14 protein-coding genes are annotated in these 15148 nt (G+C 42.0%); 13 read left to right on the plus strand and 1 reads right to left on the minus strand.

Translation table 11 applies throughout. The features are described from left to right. The first annotated feature begins 106 nt into the window (after positions 1-106). The 12 genes from ACIROD_RS15160 to ACIROD_RS15215 all read left to right on the plus strand — a co-directional run bounded on the left by ACIROD_RS15160 (position 107) and on the right by ACIROD_RS15215 (position 13647). Positions 107-1066, plus strand: a complete 960-nt coding sequence (locus ACIROD_RS15160) for a polysaccharide deacetylase family protein (RefSeq protein WP_402941859.1) — start codon at positions 107-109, stop codon at positions 1064-1066. A gap of 46 nt (positions 1067-1112) precedes the next feature. Continuing rightward, a complete protein-coding gene (locus ACIROD_RS15165) occupies positions 1113-2339 on the plus strand; it encodes a M16 family metallopeptidase (RefSeq protein WP_230177475.1) in 1227 nt (408 codons plus the stop codon). 163 nt (positions 2340-2502) lie between these two features. Continuing rightward, entirely contained in the window at positions 2503-2772 is a 270-nt protein-coding gene (locus ACIROD_RS15170; RefSeq protein ID WP_402941861.1) for a YlmC/YmxH family sporulation protein, read from the plus strand. 229 nt (positions 2773-3001) lie between these two features. Continuing rightward, positions 3002-3904 (plus strand): dipicolinic acid synthetase subunit A, encoded by a 903-nt coding sequence (gene dpaA, locus ACIROD_RS15175; protein ID WP_101224744.1) that lies wholly within the window; start codon positions 3002-3004, stop codon positions 3902-3904. Beyond that, on the plus strand, positions 3901-4503 hold the full coding sequence (locus tag ACIROD_RS15180; protein WP_101224686.1) for a dipicolinate synthase subunit B: 603 nt from the start codon (positions 3901-3903) through the stop codon (positions 4501-4503). Before dpaA ends, ACIROD_RS15180 begins: the two co-directional genes overlap by 4 nt. A gap of 213 nt (positions 4504-4716) precedes the next feature. After that, positions 4717-5772: an aspartate-semialdehyde dehydrogenase gene (asd, locus tag ACIROD_RS15185; RefSeq protein ID WP_101224687.1), complete on the plus strand. Its 1056-nt coding sequence runs from the start codon at positions 4717-4719 to the stop codon at positions 5770-5772. Between the two features lie 106 nt (positions 5773-5878). Further along, positions 5879-7105: an aspartate kinase gene (gene dapG / locus ACIROD_RS15190; protein WP_230177473.1), complete on the plus strand. Its 1227-nt coding sequence runs from the start codon at positions 5879-5881 to the stop codon at positions 7103-7105. Between the two features lie 49 nt (positions 7106-7154). Next, positions 7155-8021, plus strand: a complete 867-nt coding sequence (dapA, locus tag ACIROD_RS15195; protein ID WP_260357106.1) for a 4-hydroxy-tetrahydrodipicolinate synthase — start codon at positions 7155-7157, stop codon at positions 8019-8021. 290 nt (positions 8022-8311) lie between these two features. Further along, positions 8312-9982 carry a ribonuclease J gene (locus tag ACIROD_RS15200; RefSeq protein ID WP_101224690.1) on the plus strand — a complete coding sequence of 557 codons (1671 nt, stop codon included), beginning with the start codon at positions 8312-8314 and terminating at the stop codon, positions 9980-9982. Between the two features lie 127 nt (positions 9983-10109). Further along, positions 10110-10856, plus strand: coding sequence for a ClpP family protease (locus ACIROD_RS15205; RefSeq protein WP_034313566.1), 747 nt, complete (start codon positions 10110-10112; stop codon positions 10854-10856). Continuing rightward, entirely contained in the window at positions 10853-11080 is a 228-nt protein-coding gene (locus ACIROD_RS15210) for a YlzJ-like family protein (protein WP_063231821.1), read from the plus strand. Before ACIROD_RS15205 ends, ACIROD_RS15210 begins: the two co-directional genes overlap by 4 nt. Positions 11081-11316: 236 nt before the next feature. Beyond that, entirely contained in the window at positions 11317-13647 is a 2331-nt protein-coding gene (locus ACIROD_RS15215; protein ID WP_402941865.1) for a DNA translocase FtsK, read from the plus strand. 28 nt (positions 13648-13675) lie between these two features. On the opposite strand, the gene ACIROD_RS15220 is transcribed toward ACIROD_RS15215, so the two are convergent. Beyond that, positions 13676-13975, minus strand: a complete 300-nt coding sequence (locus ACIROD_RS15220; protein ID WP_101224692.1) for a DUF6509 family protein — start codon at positions 13973-13975, stop codon at positions 13676-13678. Between the two features lie 304 nt (positions 13976-14279). Between ACIROD_RS15220 and ACIROD_RS15225 the strand changes: the two genes are divergently transcribed. After that, positions 14280-15005, plus strand: a complete 726-nt coding sequence (locus tag ACIROD_RS15225; protein WP_101224693.1) for a GntR family transcriptional regulator — start codon at positions 14280-14282, stop codon at positions 15003-15005. The last annotated feature ends 143 nt before the right edge of the window (positions 15006-15148 follow it).

Raw genomic sequence — 15148 nt, forward strand, 5'->3', positions numbered from 1 at the left:
TTGTTTAATGTATGGGAATATCCATAGTGTGAATGGCGTTAAAAGGATGTCAAGTTCTACCTTGTCCGTTTTCTTCATACATTTTGGTATGAAGGGGGCGTAAAAAATGAATAATAAATGGAAGCAGATAGTTGCGATAAGTGCCATTGCAGGTATATCATGGTTATTAGTGCAAAATCCATATACACAAATTTATTTGACCCAATTAACCGATGATTCAGTTGCTTCAATGAAGCAAGAAGACGAGCTTCTTTTACAAATAAAAGAATCAACAAAAAAATATGAGATTGCACCACAGGATGCACGAATAGATTCTGTCTGGAAAACCGTTCCTGCATATAACGGCCTGAAGGTAAATATTGATGATTCGTATAAAGCCATGAAGAAGGAGGGCGTGTTCGATAAGGATAAGCTGGTGTTTCAGCAGGTTCCTGCGAAGATACATATGGAGGATCTGGATCCGGCTCCGATCTACCGGGCCCATCCCGAAAAGCTAGTCGTTTCATTTTTGATCAATGTAGCCTGGGGGAATGAATACTTACAAGATATGTTGGCCGTGTTAAAAAAGCATAATGTCAAGGCCACTTTTTTCCTGGAAGGCAATTGGACCAAGAAAAACCCAGATTTAGCCAAAATGATCAAGGGTGGCGGACATGAAATTGGAAATCATTCTTATTCACATCCCGATATGAAAAACATCTCCGCACAAGCTACACGTGAGGAAATTCGAAAAACGAACGAAGTCATTGAAGCGGTGACGGGTTTGAAAATGAAATGGTTCGCACCACCAAGTGGAAGCTACCGGGACGAAACGGTGAAAATCGCGGATTCTTTCGGTATGGAGACCGTCATGTGGAGTGTGGATACGATCGACTGGCAAAAGCCAAGCCCTGAAGTCCTTCAACAAAGAGTGCTTTCTAAGGTACACCCCGGAGCATTTATATTGATGCATCCGACGGAATCTACTGCAAAATCATTGGAAACGTTAATAATTGAAATGAAAAAGAAAAACTTAGATGTTGTTACCGTTTCGGAAGCAGTAGATGAAGAGCGATCGAATCCATAAAGTATTGGTTACGATAGCAGCATAGAATGATTGGGAGGAATGTTAGTTGATTAAGAAATACACGTGTCAAAATGGAGTTAGAATTGTATTGGAAAATATTCCAACTGTACGCTCTGCAGCAATTGGAGTATGGATCAAAACAGGTTCAAGAAATGAAACACCGGAATTGAATGGGGTATCACATTTCTTGGAGCATATGTTCTTCAAAGGGACAGCTACGAGAAATGCGCGTGAAATTGCCGAGTCATTCGATAGTATTGGCGGACAGGTGAATGCATTCACTTCAAAAGAGTATACATGCTATTATGCTAAAGTAATGGATAACCATGCAAGCTATGCGCTTGAAATCCTTGCTGATATGTTCTTCAACTCAACATTTGATGGTGAAGAATTGAAAAAAGAAAAAAATGTCGTCTACGAAGAAATCAAAATGTACGAAGACACACCAGATGACATTGTCCATGACCTCTTAAGCAAGGCGGTATATGAAAATCATCCCCTTGGCTATCCGATACTTGGCACGGAAAATACGCTTGAAACGTTCAATAGTGATACATTAAAAAAATACGTCCATGACATGTATACACCAGATAAAGTAGTTGTATCCATTGCTGGGAATGTAGATGAAAAAATGATTAAGGAAGTCGAAAGCTACTTTGGCTCGTATCAAGGAGGGGAAGATCGTCTTGAATTGGTCAAGCCTACCTTCCATGAAAATAGGATCACCCGTAAAAAAGATACGGAACAAGCCCATTTATGCCTTGGCTACAAAGGGTTGGAAATTGGCAATGATAAAACATACAGCCTGATTACTTTGAATAATATTCTTGGAGGAAGCATGAGCAGCCGCTTATTCCAGGACGTCAGGGAGCAACGAGGCCTTGCCTATTCCGTATATTCCTATCATTCCAGCTATCAAGATAGCGGTATGGTGACGGTATATGGGGGGACAGGCACAAATCAGCTTGACAGCCTGTATGAAACCATTCAGGAAACACTGGATACTCTAAAAAGGGATGGCATTACGGAAAAGGAATTACGGAATAGTAAAGAGCAACTTAAAGGCAGCTTGATGCTTAGCCTTGAAAGCACGAATAGCCGCATGAGCCGGAACGGAAAAAATGAGCTGATGTTAGGTGAGCACCGTTCCCTTGATGATATCATCATCAAGATTGACGAGGTGACGGAGGATACCGTCAATGAATTGGCAAACCAGATCTTTACGGAACATTCATTGTCATTAGTGAGCCCGTTGGAAAACTGGGATAAATAATGACGGACAAGTCTGCACCTTCCTTTAATTAATGGGGGGGGCAGGCTTTTTTTCTTTGAATGCGGGAGGGTCCAATGTTATGGACAATATTTGGATAAATGCCTTCTAAGTTTACCTTTTTCGGATATAGATTGAATAGAAGGCCAAAAAGGGGGAACCAAATTTGAGGTTGAGCGAATTGAGCGGTAAGGAAATAGTCGATGTGAATAGGGCGGAAAGATTAGGGATCCTTGGTCAGACCGATTTGGAAATAGATGAAACTGGACAAATTACCTCATTGATCATCCCATCTGTCAAATGGTTCGGCTTTTTAAGGAATGGCAGTGAAATAAGAGTTCCTTGGGAACATATAAAAAAAATCGGTGCGGATATGGTCATCATTGACTTTCAGGAAGGACTTTCACTTAAAGACGGAGAGCATATGGACGGATGATCACACTCGCGCCAGGCTCCTTGAACTTCACGGAATACAAGCTCGAAAACGCCTTAGCTGGCAATAGCTATGGCGTTTTTTCTTTTCTTATCACCGTTTTTTAAGTGAAAACATAAGATGGCAGGGTAACTAGAGAATGTAGCAAAAACCGAATTGCTTCCTGAAGGAATTGTATATCATGAGGCAAGGAATGTTTAGGATCTTTTATATAAAGAAGGTGACGGTTTTAATGCTCACAGGCATGCAAATCGCTGTAATTGGTGGAGATGCGCGTCAGCTTGAAGTTGTCCGTAAACTGACGGAGCTGGATGCAAAGCTATTATTGGTAGGTTTTGAACAGCTCGACCATGCTTTTACCGGAGCGGTTAAGGAAAAAATGGAAGATATAAACTTCAAGGAATTAGATTCAGTTATTTTACCTGTCCGGGGCACGGATTCAGATGGGAAAGTAGAAACGATCTTTTCCAGTGAAGAGGTTGTTTTGACTGAAGAAATGATAAAAAATACCCCGGCTCATTGCATTTTTTATGCAGGAATCAGTAACGACTACCTTAATGAGATATTCAAGAAAGTGGATCGCAAACTCGTTCTATTGTTCGAACGTGATGATGTGGCTATTTATAATTCGATTCCCACTGTTGAGGGTACAATCATGATGGCCATTCAACATACGGATTTTACTATCCATGGATCGAATGTAGCCGTTCTCGGTCTGGGAAGGGTCGGAATGAGTGTAGCCCGGTCATTCCATGCACTTGGAGCAAAAGTGAAGGTGGGGGCAAGAAAAAGCGAAGATATTGCGAGGATCAGTGAAATGGCATTAGCCCCTTTTCATTTAAATGAACTCGCTGCAGAAATGAAAGATGTTGATATATGTATCAATACGATTCCTTTTCCGATAATTACCGCAAAAGTTATAGCCAATATGCCCGTTCATACATTAATCATCGACCTTGCTTCAAAACCGGGGGGAACGGATTTTCGTTACGCTGAAAAAAGGGGAATTAAGGCGCTGTTGGCACCGAGCCTACCGGGTATAGTTGCCCCGAAAACAGCTGGTCAGATATTAGCGAATGCACTGGGACTATTGATTCAAGGCGAGTTCTTGAAAAGGAAGGGGAAAATGATATGAGTCTCAAAGGGAAACGTATTGGTTTCGGATTAACAGGATCACATTGCACATATGATGAAGTGTTTCCGGAAATAGAAAAACTTGTAAACGAAGGTGCGGAAGTCATTCCAATCGTAACATCGACTGTCCAAAACACGGAAACCCGTTTTGGAAAGGGAGAGGACTGGGTCGAAAGAATAGAAAAATTGACGGGAAACCATGTCGTTGATACAATCGTCAAAGCAGAGCCTTTAGGACCTAAATTGCCACTTGATTGCATGGTGATCGCTCCTTTAACGGGTAACTCAATGAGTAAAATGGCAAATGCACTTACTGATTCGCCAGTACTTATGGCTGCAAAAGCGACGATGAGAAATCACCGTCCAGTCGTGGTCGCGATATCAACTAATGATGCACTTGGGTTAAATGGTGTCAATCTAATGAGGCTGATGGCAGCTAAAGACATTTATTTCGTTCCATATGGCCAGGATAATCCCAAAGGAAAACCAAGTTCCATGGTTGCGAGGATGAGCATGATAAGGGATACGATCATAGCGGCATTGGAAAGGGAACAGATTCAACCTGTCATCGTCGAAAGGTTCAAGGATGATTTAGTCTGAACAAGTATTACTGGCTCAAACCAGCTTTCTAACGACTGACATATATGCATAAATTTGTAGGTTGAAGTTATGAAAAACCACTCCACTACCAGAATATTTTGTTGAAGTGCGACCCTTTGGAATGTTAATGTGTTAAAATAAATGATATTCTGAAAAAGAAGCAGTAAATCCAATAAATAACTAATTTAAGAGATAGAAAAGGAGTATGTATAAATGACTGAGACACAGGGATTGCGTATTGCAGTTGTGGGAGCAACTGGGGCAGTAGGACAACAAATGATTTCAACACTCGAACAAAGGGACTTACCGATTAAGAAAATCATCTTTTTATCATCGGCTCGTTCCGCAGGAATCAAACTTACGTTTAAGGGCGAAGAAATCGAAGTGCAGGAAGCAAAACCTGAAAGCTTTGAAGGCATCGATATCGCTTTATTCAGTGCTGGTGGAAGCGTGTCTAAGGAATTGGCTCCAGAAGCAGTTAAACGCGGTGCGATAGTAGTGGATAATACAAGCGCATTCCGCATGGATGAAAATGTGCCGTTAGTCGTTCCTGAAGTAAATGAAGAAGACTTGAAACAGCATAATGGGATCATTGCAAATCCGAATTGTTCAACTATCCAAATGGTTGTGGCATTGGAACCTATTCGCAAGACATACGGCTTATCAAAAATTGTTGTTTCTACCTATCAGGCTGTTTCGGGTGCAGGTGCAGCTGCGATAAATGAATTAAAGGAACAAGCTCGCGACTTGCTTGATGAAAAAGAAATAGATCCGAAAATTTTACCGGTAAAAGGGGACGAAAAGCATTATCAAATCGCTTTTAACGTCATTCCCCAAATCGATAAATTCCAAGATAACGGGTACACATTCGAAGAGATGAAAATGATTAATGAAACAAAGAAAATCATGCATATGCAAAACCTTCCAGTGGCTGCAACTTGCGTGAGGCTTCCTGTTGTAACAGGTCATTCGGAATCTGTATACATTGAAGTTGAAAAAGAAGGCATAGCGGCTTCTCAGATCAAAGAGCTAATGAAAACGGCACCTGGAATAGTGTTAGAAGATGAACCGGAACAACAAGTTTACCCTACGCCTGCTTCATCCGTCGGCAAGAATGATGTATTCGTCGGTCGGATTCGCAAAGATTTGGATGAAGATAAAGGCTTCCATTTATGGGTGGTTTCCGATAATCTATTAAAAGGAGCAGCTTGGAATTCCGTTCAAATTGCTGAGAGCCTTTTGAAATTAGGTTTGGTTACCGTTAAGTAAAAATTTTATTCTTAATGAACTCGACAGAAAATTAAATTCCAATAGGATAGAGAGTTTTTGTCAGCTTCCCGGATTGGGAAGCTGGCTTATATTTGGGGTGCATATTATGAAAATTATCGTCCAGAAATACGGTGGGACATCCGTTCGTGATGAGGAAAGCCGTTCATTCGCCAAGGGGCATATTGAAAATGCGATTAAAGAAGGCTATAAAGTGGTGGTTGTGGTTTCAGCAATGGGAAGAAAAGGCGATCCTTATGCAACGGATACCTTACTTTCCCTGGTAAATGGAGCGAAAGCCTGCCTTTCAAAACGAGAACAGGATTTACTTATGTCAGTAGGGGAAACGATATCATCTGTCGTATTTACGAACATGCTCTTGGAGCATGGTATTGATGCGGTCGCATATACTGGAGCTCAAGCGGGATTCTTGACGAATACCGACTATTCAAGTGCGAAAATTATCGAAATGAAATGCGACCGTCTCATGAAAGAACTTGAGGTGAAGGATGTCGTCGTTGTAGCGGGTTTCCAGGGAGCGGCTAAAAACGGGGACATCACGACCATAGGCCGTGGTGGAAGTGATACTTCAGCCGCAGCATTAGGTGCGGCATTGCAAGCTGAACGTGTCGATATATTTACGGATGTGGAAGGAATCATGACGGCAGATCCACGTATTGCCGATCAAGCTCGTCCATTATCAATCGTTTCATATACGGAAGTTTGCAATATGGCATATCAAGGGGCGAAGGTCATTCATCCGAGAGCTGTTGAAATTGCGATGCAGGCGAAAGTCCCGATTCGGATAAGGTCAACGTACAGCGAAGGTTTGGGAACACTTGTTACTAGCATGAACAAGGGAAGTCAGGGCAGTGACATACGTGAAAGGCTCGTGACCGGGATTGCCCATGTACCAAAGATCACTCAAATCAAGGTCCGTGCGAAAAAAGATCAATATAATCTGCAGGCAGAAGTTTTCAAAGCAATGGCCAATGCCTCCATTTCAGTGGACTTTATAAATATATATCCAAGTGGCGTTGTTTATACCGTTTCCGAGGAGATGACTGAACTTGCCCTCACGATTTTGGCCGAGCTTGGTCATGAACCGGTCATTGAACGGAATTGTGCCAAGGTTTCAGTAGTCGGTGCAGGCATCAATGGAGTGCCAGGCGTTGCAGCGAAGATTGTCACAGCACTATCCGAAAAGGAAATTGCCATTCTCCAGTCAGCGGACAGCCATACGACAATTTGGGTACTCGTAAAAGAGGAAGATTTAATAGAAGCTGTTAATTCCCTGCACTATGCGTTTCAATTGCATGAAAGGGAAGTCCAATAATCAGGTTTTTTAATAAATAAAGGTTTTAAAAATTAAAGAGGTGTTAGAAATGATATTTGGTAGAGTATCAACCGCAATGGTCACCCCTTTCGATAGCAAGGGAAATGTTGATTTTCAAAAGACGACTTCATTGGTTAATTACTTATTAGCGAATGGAACCGATTCGCTTGTGCTTTCGGGAACGACAGGCGAATCCCCAACTTTATCTTCGGAGGAGAAAATTGCATTATTGCGTCATGTTTCAAAGGTTGTTGAAAAACGTGTTCCCATCATCATGGGTACAGGAAGCAACAATACGTATGCGTCTATCGAGTTGACAAAAAAAGCGGAACAAAATGGCGCCGATGCGATAATGCTGGTTGCCCCGTATTATAGTAAATCTAATCAAGAAGGTCTGTACCAGCATTTTAAGGCTATTGCAGCTAGTACGACTCTCCCTGTCATGGTATATAATATCCCTGGGCGCGCTTCGGTTAACATTGAACCGGAAACGATCATTCGCCTTTCAAAAATTCCTAATATCGTTGCCGTTAAGGAAGCGAGCGGGGATTTAAACGCTATGACCCAAATCATAGCCGGCACGGATGAAGATTTTGCATTATATAGTGGGGACGACGCTTTAACACTCCCAGTATTGGCTATTGGTGGTGTGGGTGTAGTTTCGGTTGCTTCACATATTGCAGGTAATGAGTTGCAGAAAATAGTTGAGGCCTTCATCAGCGGGGACTTGAAAGAGGCAGCCAGGCTGCATCAGGAACTGTTACCGCTTATAAAAGGTTTGTTTGCAGCGCCAAGCCCTGCACCTGTCAAAACAGCGCTTCAGTTATATGGAATTGACGTTGGATCGGTGAGACTTCCAATCGTGCCATTGACTGAGCAGGAGCGCCTTGCATTAACCAAGGTATTAAAAAAATAAAAAGACACGGAACAAGCTGATCGTTGAAGATTGGCTTGTTTTTACATAAAGATGTATATGAATGGGATATACTTTCCGATTTCGGATAAAAAATATTTGAATTTTTTTATAATCAATCGAAACTGGATAAAAGTACTAAGGAATCTCTTACATAATAGGTTGTTTTATGTTTTATTTGATTAAATGAAAAGTCCCTCTGAAAATGGTAAGTGTTGTCATGTTTTTTGAACATCGGTTATAATGAATTCATTGGGAAATTATGAACGGGATTTTTTAAGGAGGATATTCGATTGGGTAAAGATAAAAATAATGGAATAAAAGTGATTTCTCTTGGAGGACAAGGGGAACTTGGTAAAAATATGTACGTCATTGAGGTGAACGAGGATATCTATCTTCTTGATGCAGGGTTAATGCTGCCAGAAGACGAAATGCTCGGAATCGATGCGGTTATCCCAGATATTTCGTATTTGATGGATAATAAGGAACGGGTGCAGGGAATATTCATTTCCCATGGTCATGAAGACCATATGGGAGCGCTTGCTTATGTCTTGAAATATTTGCCGGTCCCTGTTTATGGAACAAAGCTTACTCTTGCTTTAATCAAAACGAAATTAAAGGAAGATGGCTTTAACGGCCGGGCGACATTCACTGAAATCGATTCGGATTCTCTTTTAAGTTTCCCTCAAGCAGCTGTGTCTTTTTTCCGGACAAATCATAGTATTCCTGATTCCGTCGGAGTCGTGATCCACACTCGTGAAGGTGCAATCGTTTATACAGGGGATTTCAAATTCGATCAAGCAGCAACAGATCTATATAAACCGGAAATCGGTAAAATGGCCGGTATCGGTGAAGAAGGTGTCTTATGCTTGCTTTCGGATAGTACCGGAGCCGAGAGGCCAGGTTATACGACATCAGAAGCAGTTGTGGCCAAAGATATTACAGAGGTATTTCATGCTGCCTCCGGAAGGATCATCGTTGCGTGCTTCGCTTCGAATATCAACCGGATTCAACATGTTTTCAATGCAGCGGCAGCAAGTCGCAGAAAAGTGGCAGTCGTAGGGAAAAGCCTGCAGCGCGTTTATGAAACAGCCTTGAACCTTGGCTACTTAAAGGTCGAAGAAGAGCTGATAATCCCAATTAATGAAATTAGCCAGTATGACGACCGTGAAATCGTCGTGTTATCGACTGGTCATCAGGGGGAACCTATCGCGGCACTTCAAAAAATGGCAAAACAGACCCATAAGCAGGTGACCATCAAAAAGGGAGACACAGTTTTGATCAGTGCATCACCCTTACAGGGCGGGGAACTTATTTTATCCAAAACCGTCGATTTGCTATACAGGGTAGGTGCGGAAGTGGTATCTGCTAATAAATATAAAGTGCACGTAACGGGTCATGGCAGCCAGGAAGAACTGAAAATGATGATCAATTTGATGAATCCTAAATTCCTCATCCCTGTACATGGGGAATACCGCCATTTATATGCCCATCAAAAAGTTGGGATTGCAGCGGGGATTAAGCGTGAAAACATCATCATTGCCGAAAAAGGTGATGTCATCGAACTTAAGGGCAATAAAATGGGCCTTTCCGGCAAAGTCTCTGCAGGAAATATCTTGATAGATGGCAGCGGTGTTGGAGATGTGGGTAATATCGTTCTTCGTGATCGGCGCTTGTTATCCCAGGATGGTATTTTGATTGTAGTGGTCACGTTGAACCGTCAGGATAAAAGCATTGCAGCTGGCCCTGAAATCATTTCAAGGGGCTTCGTATATGTTCGTGAATCAGAGAAAATGATCGGCGAAGCAACTGAAATAGTAAGTGAAATCGTAAAGAAAAATGGGTCGCGCCAACCATTTGATTGGTCCACGCTGAAGCAGGAAATGCGTGATGCGTTAAACCAATTCTTCTATGAAAAAACGAAACGCCGTCCAATGATTTTACCGATCATCATGGAATATTAAGTAAGGAACCCCTGATTTAACAGTCAGGGGTTCTTTTTCTGTTTCAAACCTCTAATATCTTGAAGAATGAAGTCCGAGTCTCGAGACATAATAAAGCTATAGGCTATAAGAGAAAGGGGTTGGCATAGTGGATAATGCACCATTACCAAATGAAAATGAAGGCAAGCAGGAAGGTAAGAATTCAACTTTAATCGAGAAAATTCAGCAGCTGGGAGCTACCAATGTTCCACAACTATCTCAGGACTCAAAAATCCATTGTTTGACGATCATTGGACAAATTGAAGGACATATGCAGCTGCCGCCTCAAAATAAAACGACCAAATATGAACATGTTATTCCGCAAATTGTGGCAATTGAACAAAATCCCAATATAGAGGGGCTACTAGTCATTTTAAATACAGTCGGAGGAGATGTCGAAGCGGGACTAGCCATCGCAGAAATGCTGGCTTCGCTTTCAAAGCCATCCGTTTCGATTGTGCTTGGGGGAGGTCACTCGATCGGTGTGCCGATTGCGGTTTCGTGTGACCATAGCTATATTGCTGAAACAGCAACGATGACGATTCATCCCATTCGTTTGACAGGTCTGGTCATTGGCGTGCCTCAAACCTTTGAATACTTGGATAAAATGCAGGAAAGAGTCATCAAGTTTGTTACGCGGCACTCCAATGTTACGGAAGAAAGTTTTAAGGATTTAATGTTTGCTAAAGGAAATTTAACTCGAGATATCGGTACGAATGTCATTGGGGCCGAGGCAGTTGAAATCGGAATGATCGATGATGTTGGAGGAGTAGGCCAGGCCATGAGAAAACTGAATAGCTTCATGGAAGAAAGAAGGCCCAAAATTGCCGGGGAAGAGGAGGGGCTTCTGCAATGACGCTTTATACGATCGTTCCTGAAGAAATAATTTTTCCTCATCATCATGAGAAGACGGCAAATTTAATAGAAATGATCTATAATGGTGTACATGTTATGGTTGAGCATGACGGGGGCCGCACATTTCGCATTGATCGAATTGTGAGCACGGATCCTGAAGATTATATGAATGTACACATTCAGCCAGGAGCTGTCATAAATGTGTTCGAACAGATGAATCCTTAGTAAAAAAGACTAACTGAGGTAAATTATGATATACTGGAATGAAAATCAGCAGCCGCTTGGCTGCTTTATTCATTATGTGGCAAATTGTCCGCTAAGAATAAATGGTACATATATCAAGGACAGGCTCAAATTTATTTGGTATAATCAGTGAGCGAACGTTTGTTTCCTGAAGGGAAATCATGTAGTGATGTTGAATAGGAAAGTTAGAATAGTTTCATGAAGAATCAGGTGATATTATGGCAAAGAAGAAACGCAGAAAAAAGAATAGTACAGAGAAGTTAAAACTAACGCTTAAATATGAATTGATCGGCCTCACTTTAATAGGCTTGGCCATCATTGCCATTGCCAAGCTTGGAGCAGTTGGAAATGGGACGGTCTTTTTAATCCGCTTCTTCATGGGGGAATGGTATATCCTCTTTTTGTTGGGAGCAATCGCATCTGGGTTCTATTTGATGATAAAGAGGGAGGTCCCTTACCTGTTAAAACGGCAATTCGTCGGGATGTATTTCCTTGTTGCGAGCATGCTCCTACTAAGTCATGTGACGCTGTTCAACATGCTTGCAGATGGAGGACCGTTCACAAAGCCCAGCGTCATTTCGAATACATGGGAGCTATTCTGGATGGAAGTGACCGGCAAGGCCAGCACAAAGGACCTTGGGGGCGGTATGATTGGAGCGATATTATTTTCGGCCTCATACTTTTTATTCGACGAAGCTGGATCGAAAATCGTTTCATTCCTTTTTATCATTGTAGGTGCCGTCCTATTGACTGGGAAAACGTTAGGCGAAACCCTCGGGAAGTTTTTCATGGGTCTTGGCGGCTTTTTCAAAAAGCAATGGTCTGCATTCATTGATGATATGAGAACGTGGAATGAAGACAAAAAAGAAAAGAAAAAGAATCCGGTTAAAAAGAAGAAACGGGAAAAAGAACCGGTTGAAGAAACGGATCAGCCCCTTCTGCAAGAAGAGGATACACAGCAAATGGCGACGGAGCGGATCATTTCCAGCTTTGCTGATAAAGCCTATACCGACGAAGACGAAATAATTCCGGTCGTTACGGAACCTGCCGCTGATAATAAAGAGGACCAGGATGATGCCGTTCCGCCTATGAATTTTACGGAAGTGGAGAATAAAGAATATCTTTTACCGCCTCTTTCTTTATTATTGCAGCCCAAAAAAACGGACCAAAGCGGAGAATACCAATTGATCCATGAAAATGCGGCTAAGCTTGAGCGCACCTTTCATAGCTTTGGAGTGAAAGCTAGGGTCACTCAAGTTCATTTAGGCCCAGCCGTAACCAAATACGAAGTTCATCCGGACGTAGGGGTGAAGGTAAGTAAAATTGTCAGCCTATCCGATGACTTGGCCCTTGCACTGGCCGCAAAGGATATTAGAATCGAAGCTCCGATTCCCGGAAAATCGGCTATCGGAATAGAAGTGCCCAACTCCGAAGTGGCGATGGTGTCATTAAGGGAAGTTTTAGAGGCCAAGGAAGTTGACAAGCCTGACGCAAAACTGCAAATAGGCCTAGGTCGGAACATTTCCGGTGAAGCGGTTAAGGCGGAGCTCAATAAAATGCCGCATTTACTAGTGGCTGGTGCTACTGGCAGCGGGAAATCCGTTTGTATCAACGGGATTATCACGAGCATCCTGATGCGGGCAAAACCGCATGAAGTGAAAATGATGATGATCGATCCAAAAATGGTGGAGCTGAATGTCTATAATGGAATTCCCCACTTACTCGCACCTGTAGTGACAAATCCAAAGAAAGCTGCACAGGCTTTGCAAAAAGTGGTCAGTGAAATGGAAAGGCGCTATGAGCTATTTTCTCATTCCGGTACGCGTAATATTGAAGGCTACAATGATTATATTAACCGATATAACATCGAAGAAGATGCCAAACAACCGCTCTTGCCTTATATCGTAGTCATTGTCGATGAGCTGGCGGATTTAATGATGGTCGCCTCAAATGATGTAGAGGATGCCATCACACGGCTTGCGCAAATGGCACGTGCCGCGGGCATCCACTTGATAATTGCCACTCAGCGGCCATCCGTAGATGTAATTACAGGGGTCATTAAAGCGAACATCCCATCTCGGATTGCTTTTAGTGTCTCATCAATGACTGATTCGAGAACGATCCTCGACATGGGCGGAGCTGAAAAACTGTTAGGCCGGGGTGACATGCTCTTCCTGCCTGCAGGAGCTTCAAAACCGGTTCGCGTCCAAGGTGCCTTTTTATCCGACAATGAAGTCGAGGAAGTTGTCACATATGTCATTTCACAGCAAAAAGCACAATACAACGAAGAGATGATACCCGATGAAATTGCAGAAACTTCAAATGGTGAAGTTGAAGATGATTTATATGGGGATGCCGTGTCCTTGATCGTAGAAATGCAGACTGCATCGGTTTCCATGCTGCAGCGCCGTTTCCGGATTGGCTATACGCGGGCAGCGAGATTGATTGATGAAATGGAAGCGAGGGGAATTGTCGGTCCATATGAAGGCAGTAAACCACGAAATGTATTGGTCACTAAAGATGAACAGGATGAAGCGCATTCATCATAATTAAAAAACCGGGCAGCAGCCCGGTTTTTTAATTATTCATCGCCTCGTCTAAATGTTTAAGGCAGAAGTCGGTAATCATCGCTTCTTCATCTTCTTCTAAATCGAATTCGAGCGCGCCCTCATTACCTTTTTCAAAAATATCATATTTAATCAATTTTCCTACTTGCTCTTCCGCTGCAAAAAGCACCCGGATATATAAACCATTTTCTGAAAAGAGCTCATCCTCTTCAGGCACTTCAATATCCAAGAACAACTCGTAACGTTCCCCGGACAAAATACCAAATGGATCATTCAATTTTTCGATCGTGTATTCTGTAATCTTTAACATCTTGTGTACATCCCTTCAAAGAAGATAAATCCTATTATACAGGAAAACAGCATCTTGAACAGAGCTGCATTCATTTTGCATTTTCAAAAAAAATTTATCTGATTTAGGAGAATAATCGTACAAATTCCGGGGCCTTTTCTAGATTAAAAGACACAGGGAAGGGTAATTTCTCCTAAATTCTTTTAAAGTAAATAGTAAAACACTATTTATTTATGTCAAAAAAAATGTTATATTATTTTCGATTAGTAGGAATGATTCAACATCAGAGGTCTGATGTCTTAAGAAATTAGCTGGGGGAAACTGTATGTCAATAAAATCAGATAGTCGACATTTATATTTGCAGGTCATTGATTACCTGAAGCAGGATATTGAAGCTGGAGTCTATCAGGAAAATGAAAAATTCCCTTCTGAATTCGATCTTGCAAAAAAATTGGGAGTTAGTAGGGCGACACTTCGAGAAGCGCTGCGAATTTTAGAAGAAGAAAACATCATCATTCGCCGCCATGGAGTTGGGACTTTCGTCAATCCGAAACCTCGGTTCACTTCAGGTATCGAGCAATTAAAAAGTGTCACGAACATGATTGAAGAGGCAGGAATGAAACCGGGTACGATTTTCTTAAGCTCGACGGCCCAAGAACCTACAGAAGAGGATATACGCAGGTTTTCGTGTTCGACAGATGAACGCATCGTCATCATCGAACGAGTAAGGACTGCGAATGGGGAGCCAGTTGTCTACTGTATTGACAAAATTCCTGAATCTATACTATCAGAAAATTTTGACCGTAATGATGAGTCTCTTTTAGATATTTTGGAAAGAGATGCGCATCGAAAAATTACGCATGCCGTAGCAGAGATTGAGCCTATTGGATATCATGAGAAAGTTTCTCCTATCCTTAAATGCTCGCCAGAAGCCGCACTACTCGTTCTAAAGCAGATGCATCTGGATGATTGGGACCAGCCTATCCTGTATTCTGTAAACTACTTTAAAGCCAATATGTTCAGCTTTCATGTTCTTCGTAAACGTGTGTAGGTCTTGACTCTGCATACGGGTGAATGCAAGCGTTTGTTTCGATTCCGAAAAAGTCGATCAAGCGGATGCAAAAAAAATTAACGAGAAGTGAAAACGCAAACATGAATGACTTTTCAGAACATTCCTGCTCAAAAAACTATGTA

It is taken from the genome of Peribacillus sp. NPDC101481 (assembly GCF_044767165.1).
In the GTDB taxonomy this organism is placed as follows: domain Bacteria; phylum Bacillota; class Bacilli; order Bacillales; family DSM-1321; genus Peribacillus.

Coding starts and splice junctions, on each gene's coding strand:
- dapG (WP_230177473.1), top strand. CDS start 5,879: ATGAAAATTATCGTCCAGAAATACGGTGGGACATCCGTTCGTGATGAG.
- ACIROD_RS15220 (WP_101224692.1), bottom strand. CDS start 13,975: ATGTTAAAGATTACAGAATACACGATCGAAAAATTGAATGATCCATTT.
- ACIROD_RS15215 (WP_402941865.1), top strand. CDS start 11,317: ATGGCAAAGAAGAAACGCAGAAAAAAGAATAGTACAGAGAAGTTAAAA.
- ACIROD_RS15225 (WP_101224693.1), top strand. CDS start 14,280: ATGTCAATAAAATCAGATAGTCGACATTTATATTTGCAGGTCATTGAT.
- dpaA (WP_101224744.1), top strand. CDS start 3,002: ATGCTCACAGGCATGCAAATCGCTGTAATTGGTGGAGATGCGCGTCAG.
- asd (WP_101224687.1), top strand. CDS start 4,717: ATGACTGAGACACAGGGATTGCGTATTGCAGTTGTGGGAGCAACTGGG.
- ACIROD_RS15180 (WP_101224686.1), top strand. CDS start 3,901: ATGAGTCTCAAAGGGAAACGTATTGGTTTCGGATTAACAGGATCACAT.
- ACIROD_RS15210 (WP_063231821.1), top strand. CDS start 10,853: ATGACGCTTTATACGATCGTTCCTGAAGAAATAATTTTTCCTCATCAT.
- dapA (WP_260357106.1), top strand. CDS start 7,155: ATGATATTTGGTAGAGTATCAACCGCAATGGTCACCCCTTTCGATAGC.
- ACIROD_RS15160 (WP_402941859.1), top strand. CDS start 107: ATGAATAATAAATGGAAGCAGATAGTTGCGATAAGTGCCATTGCAGGT.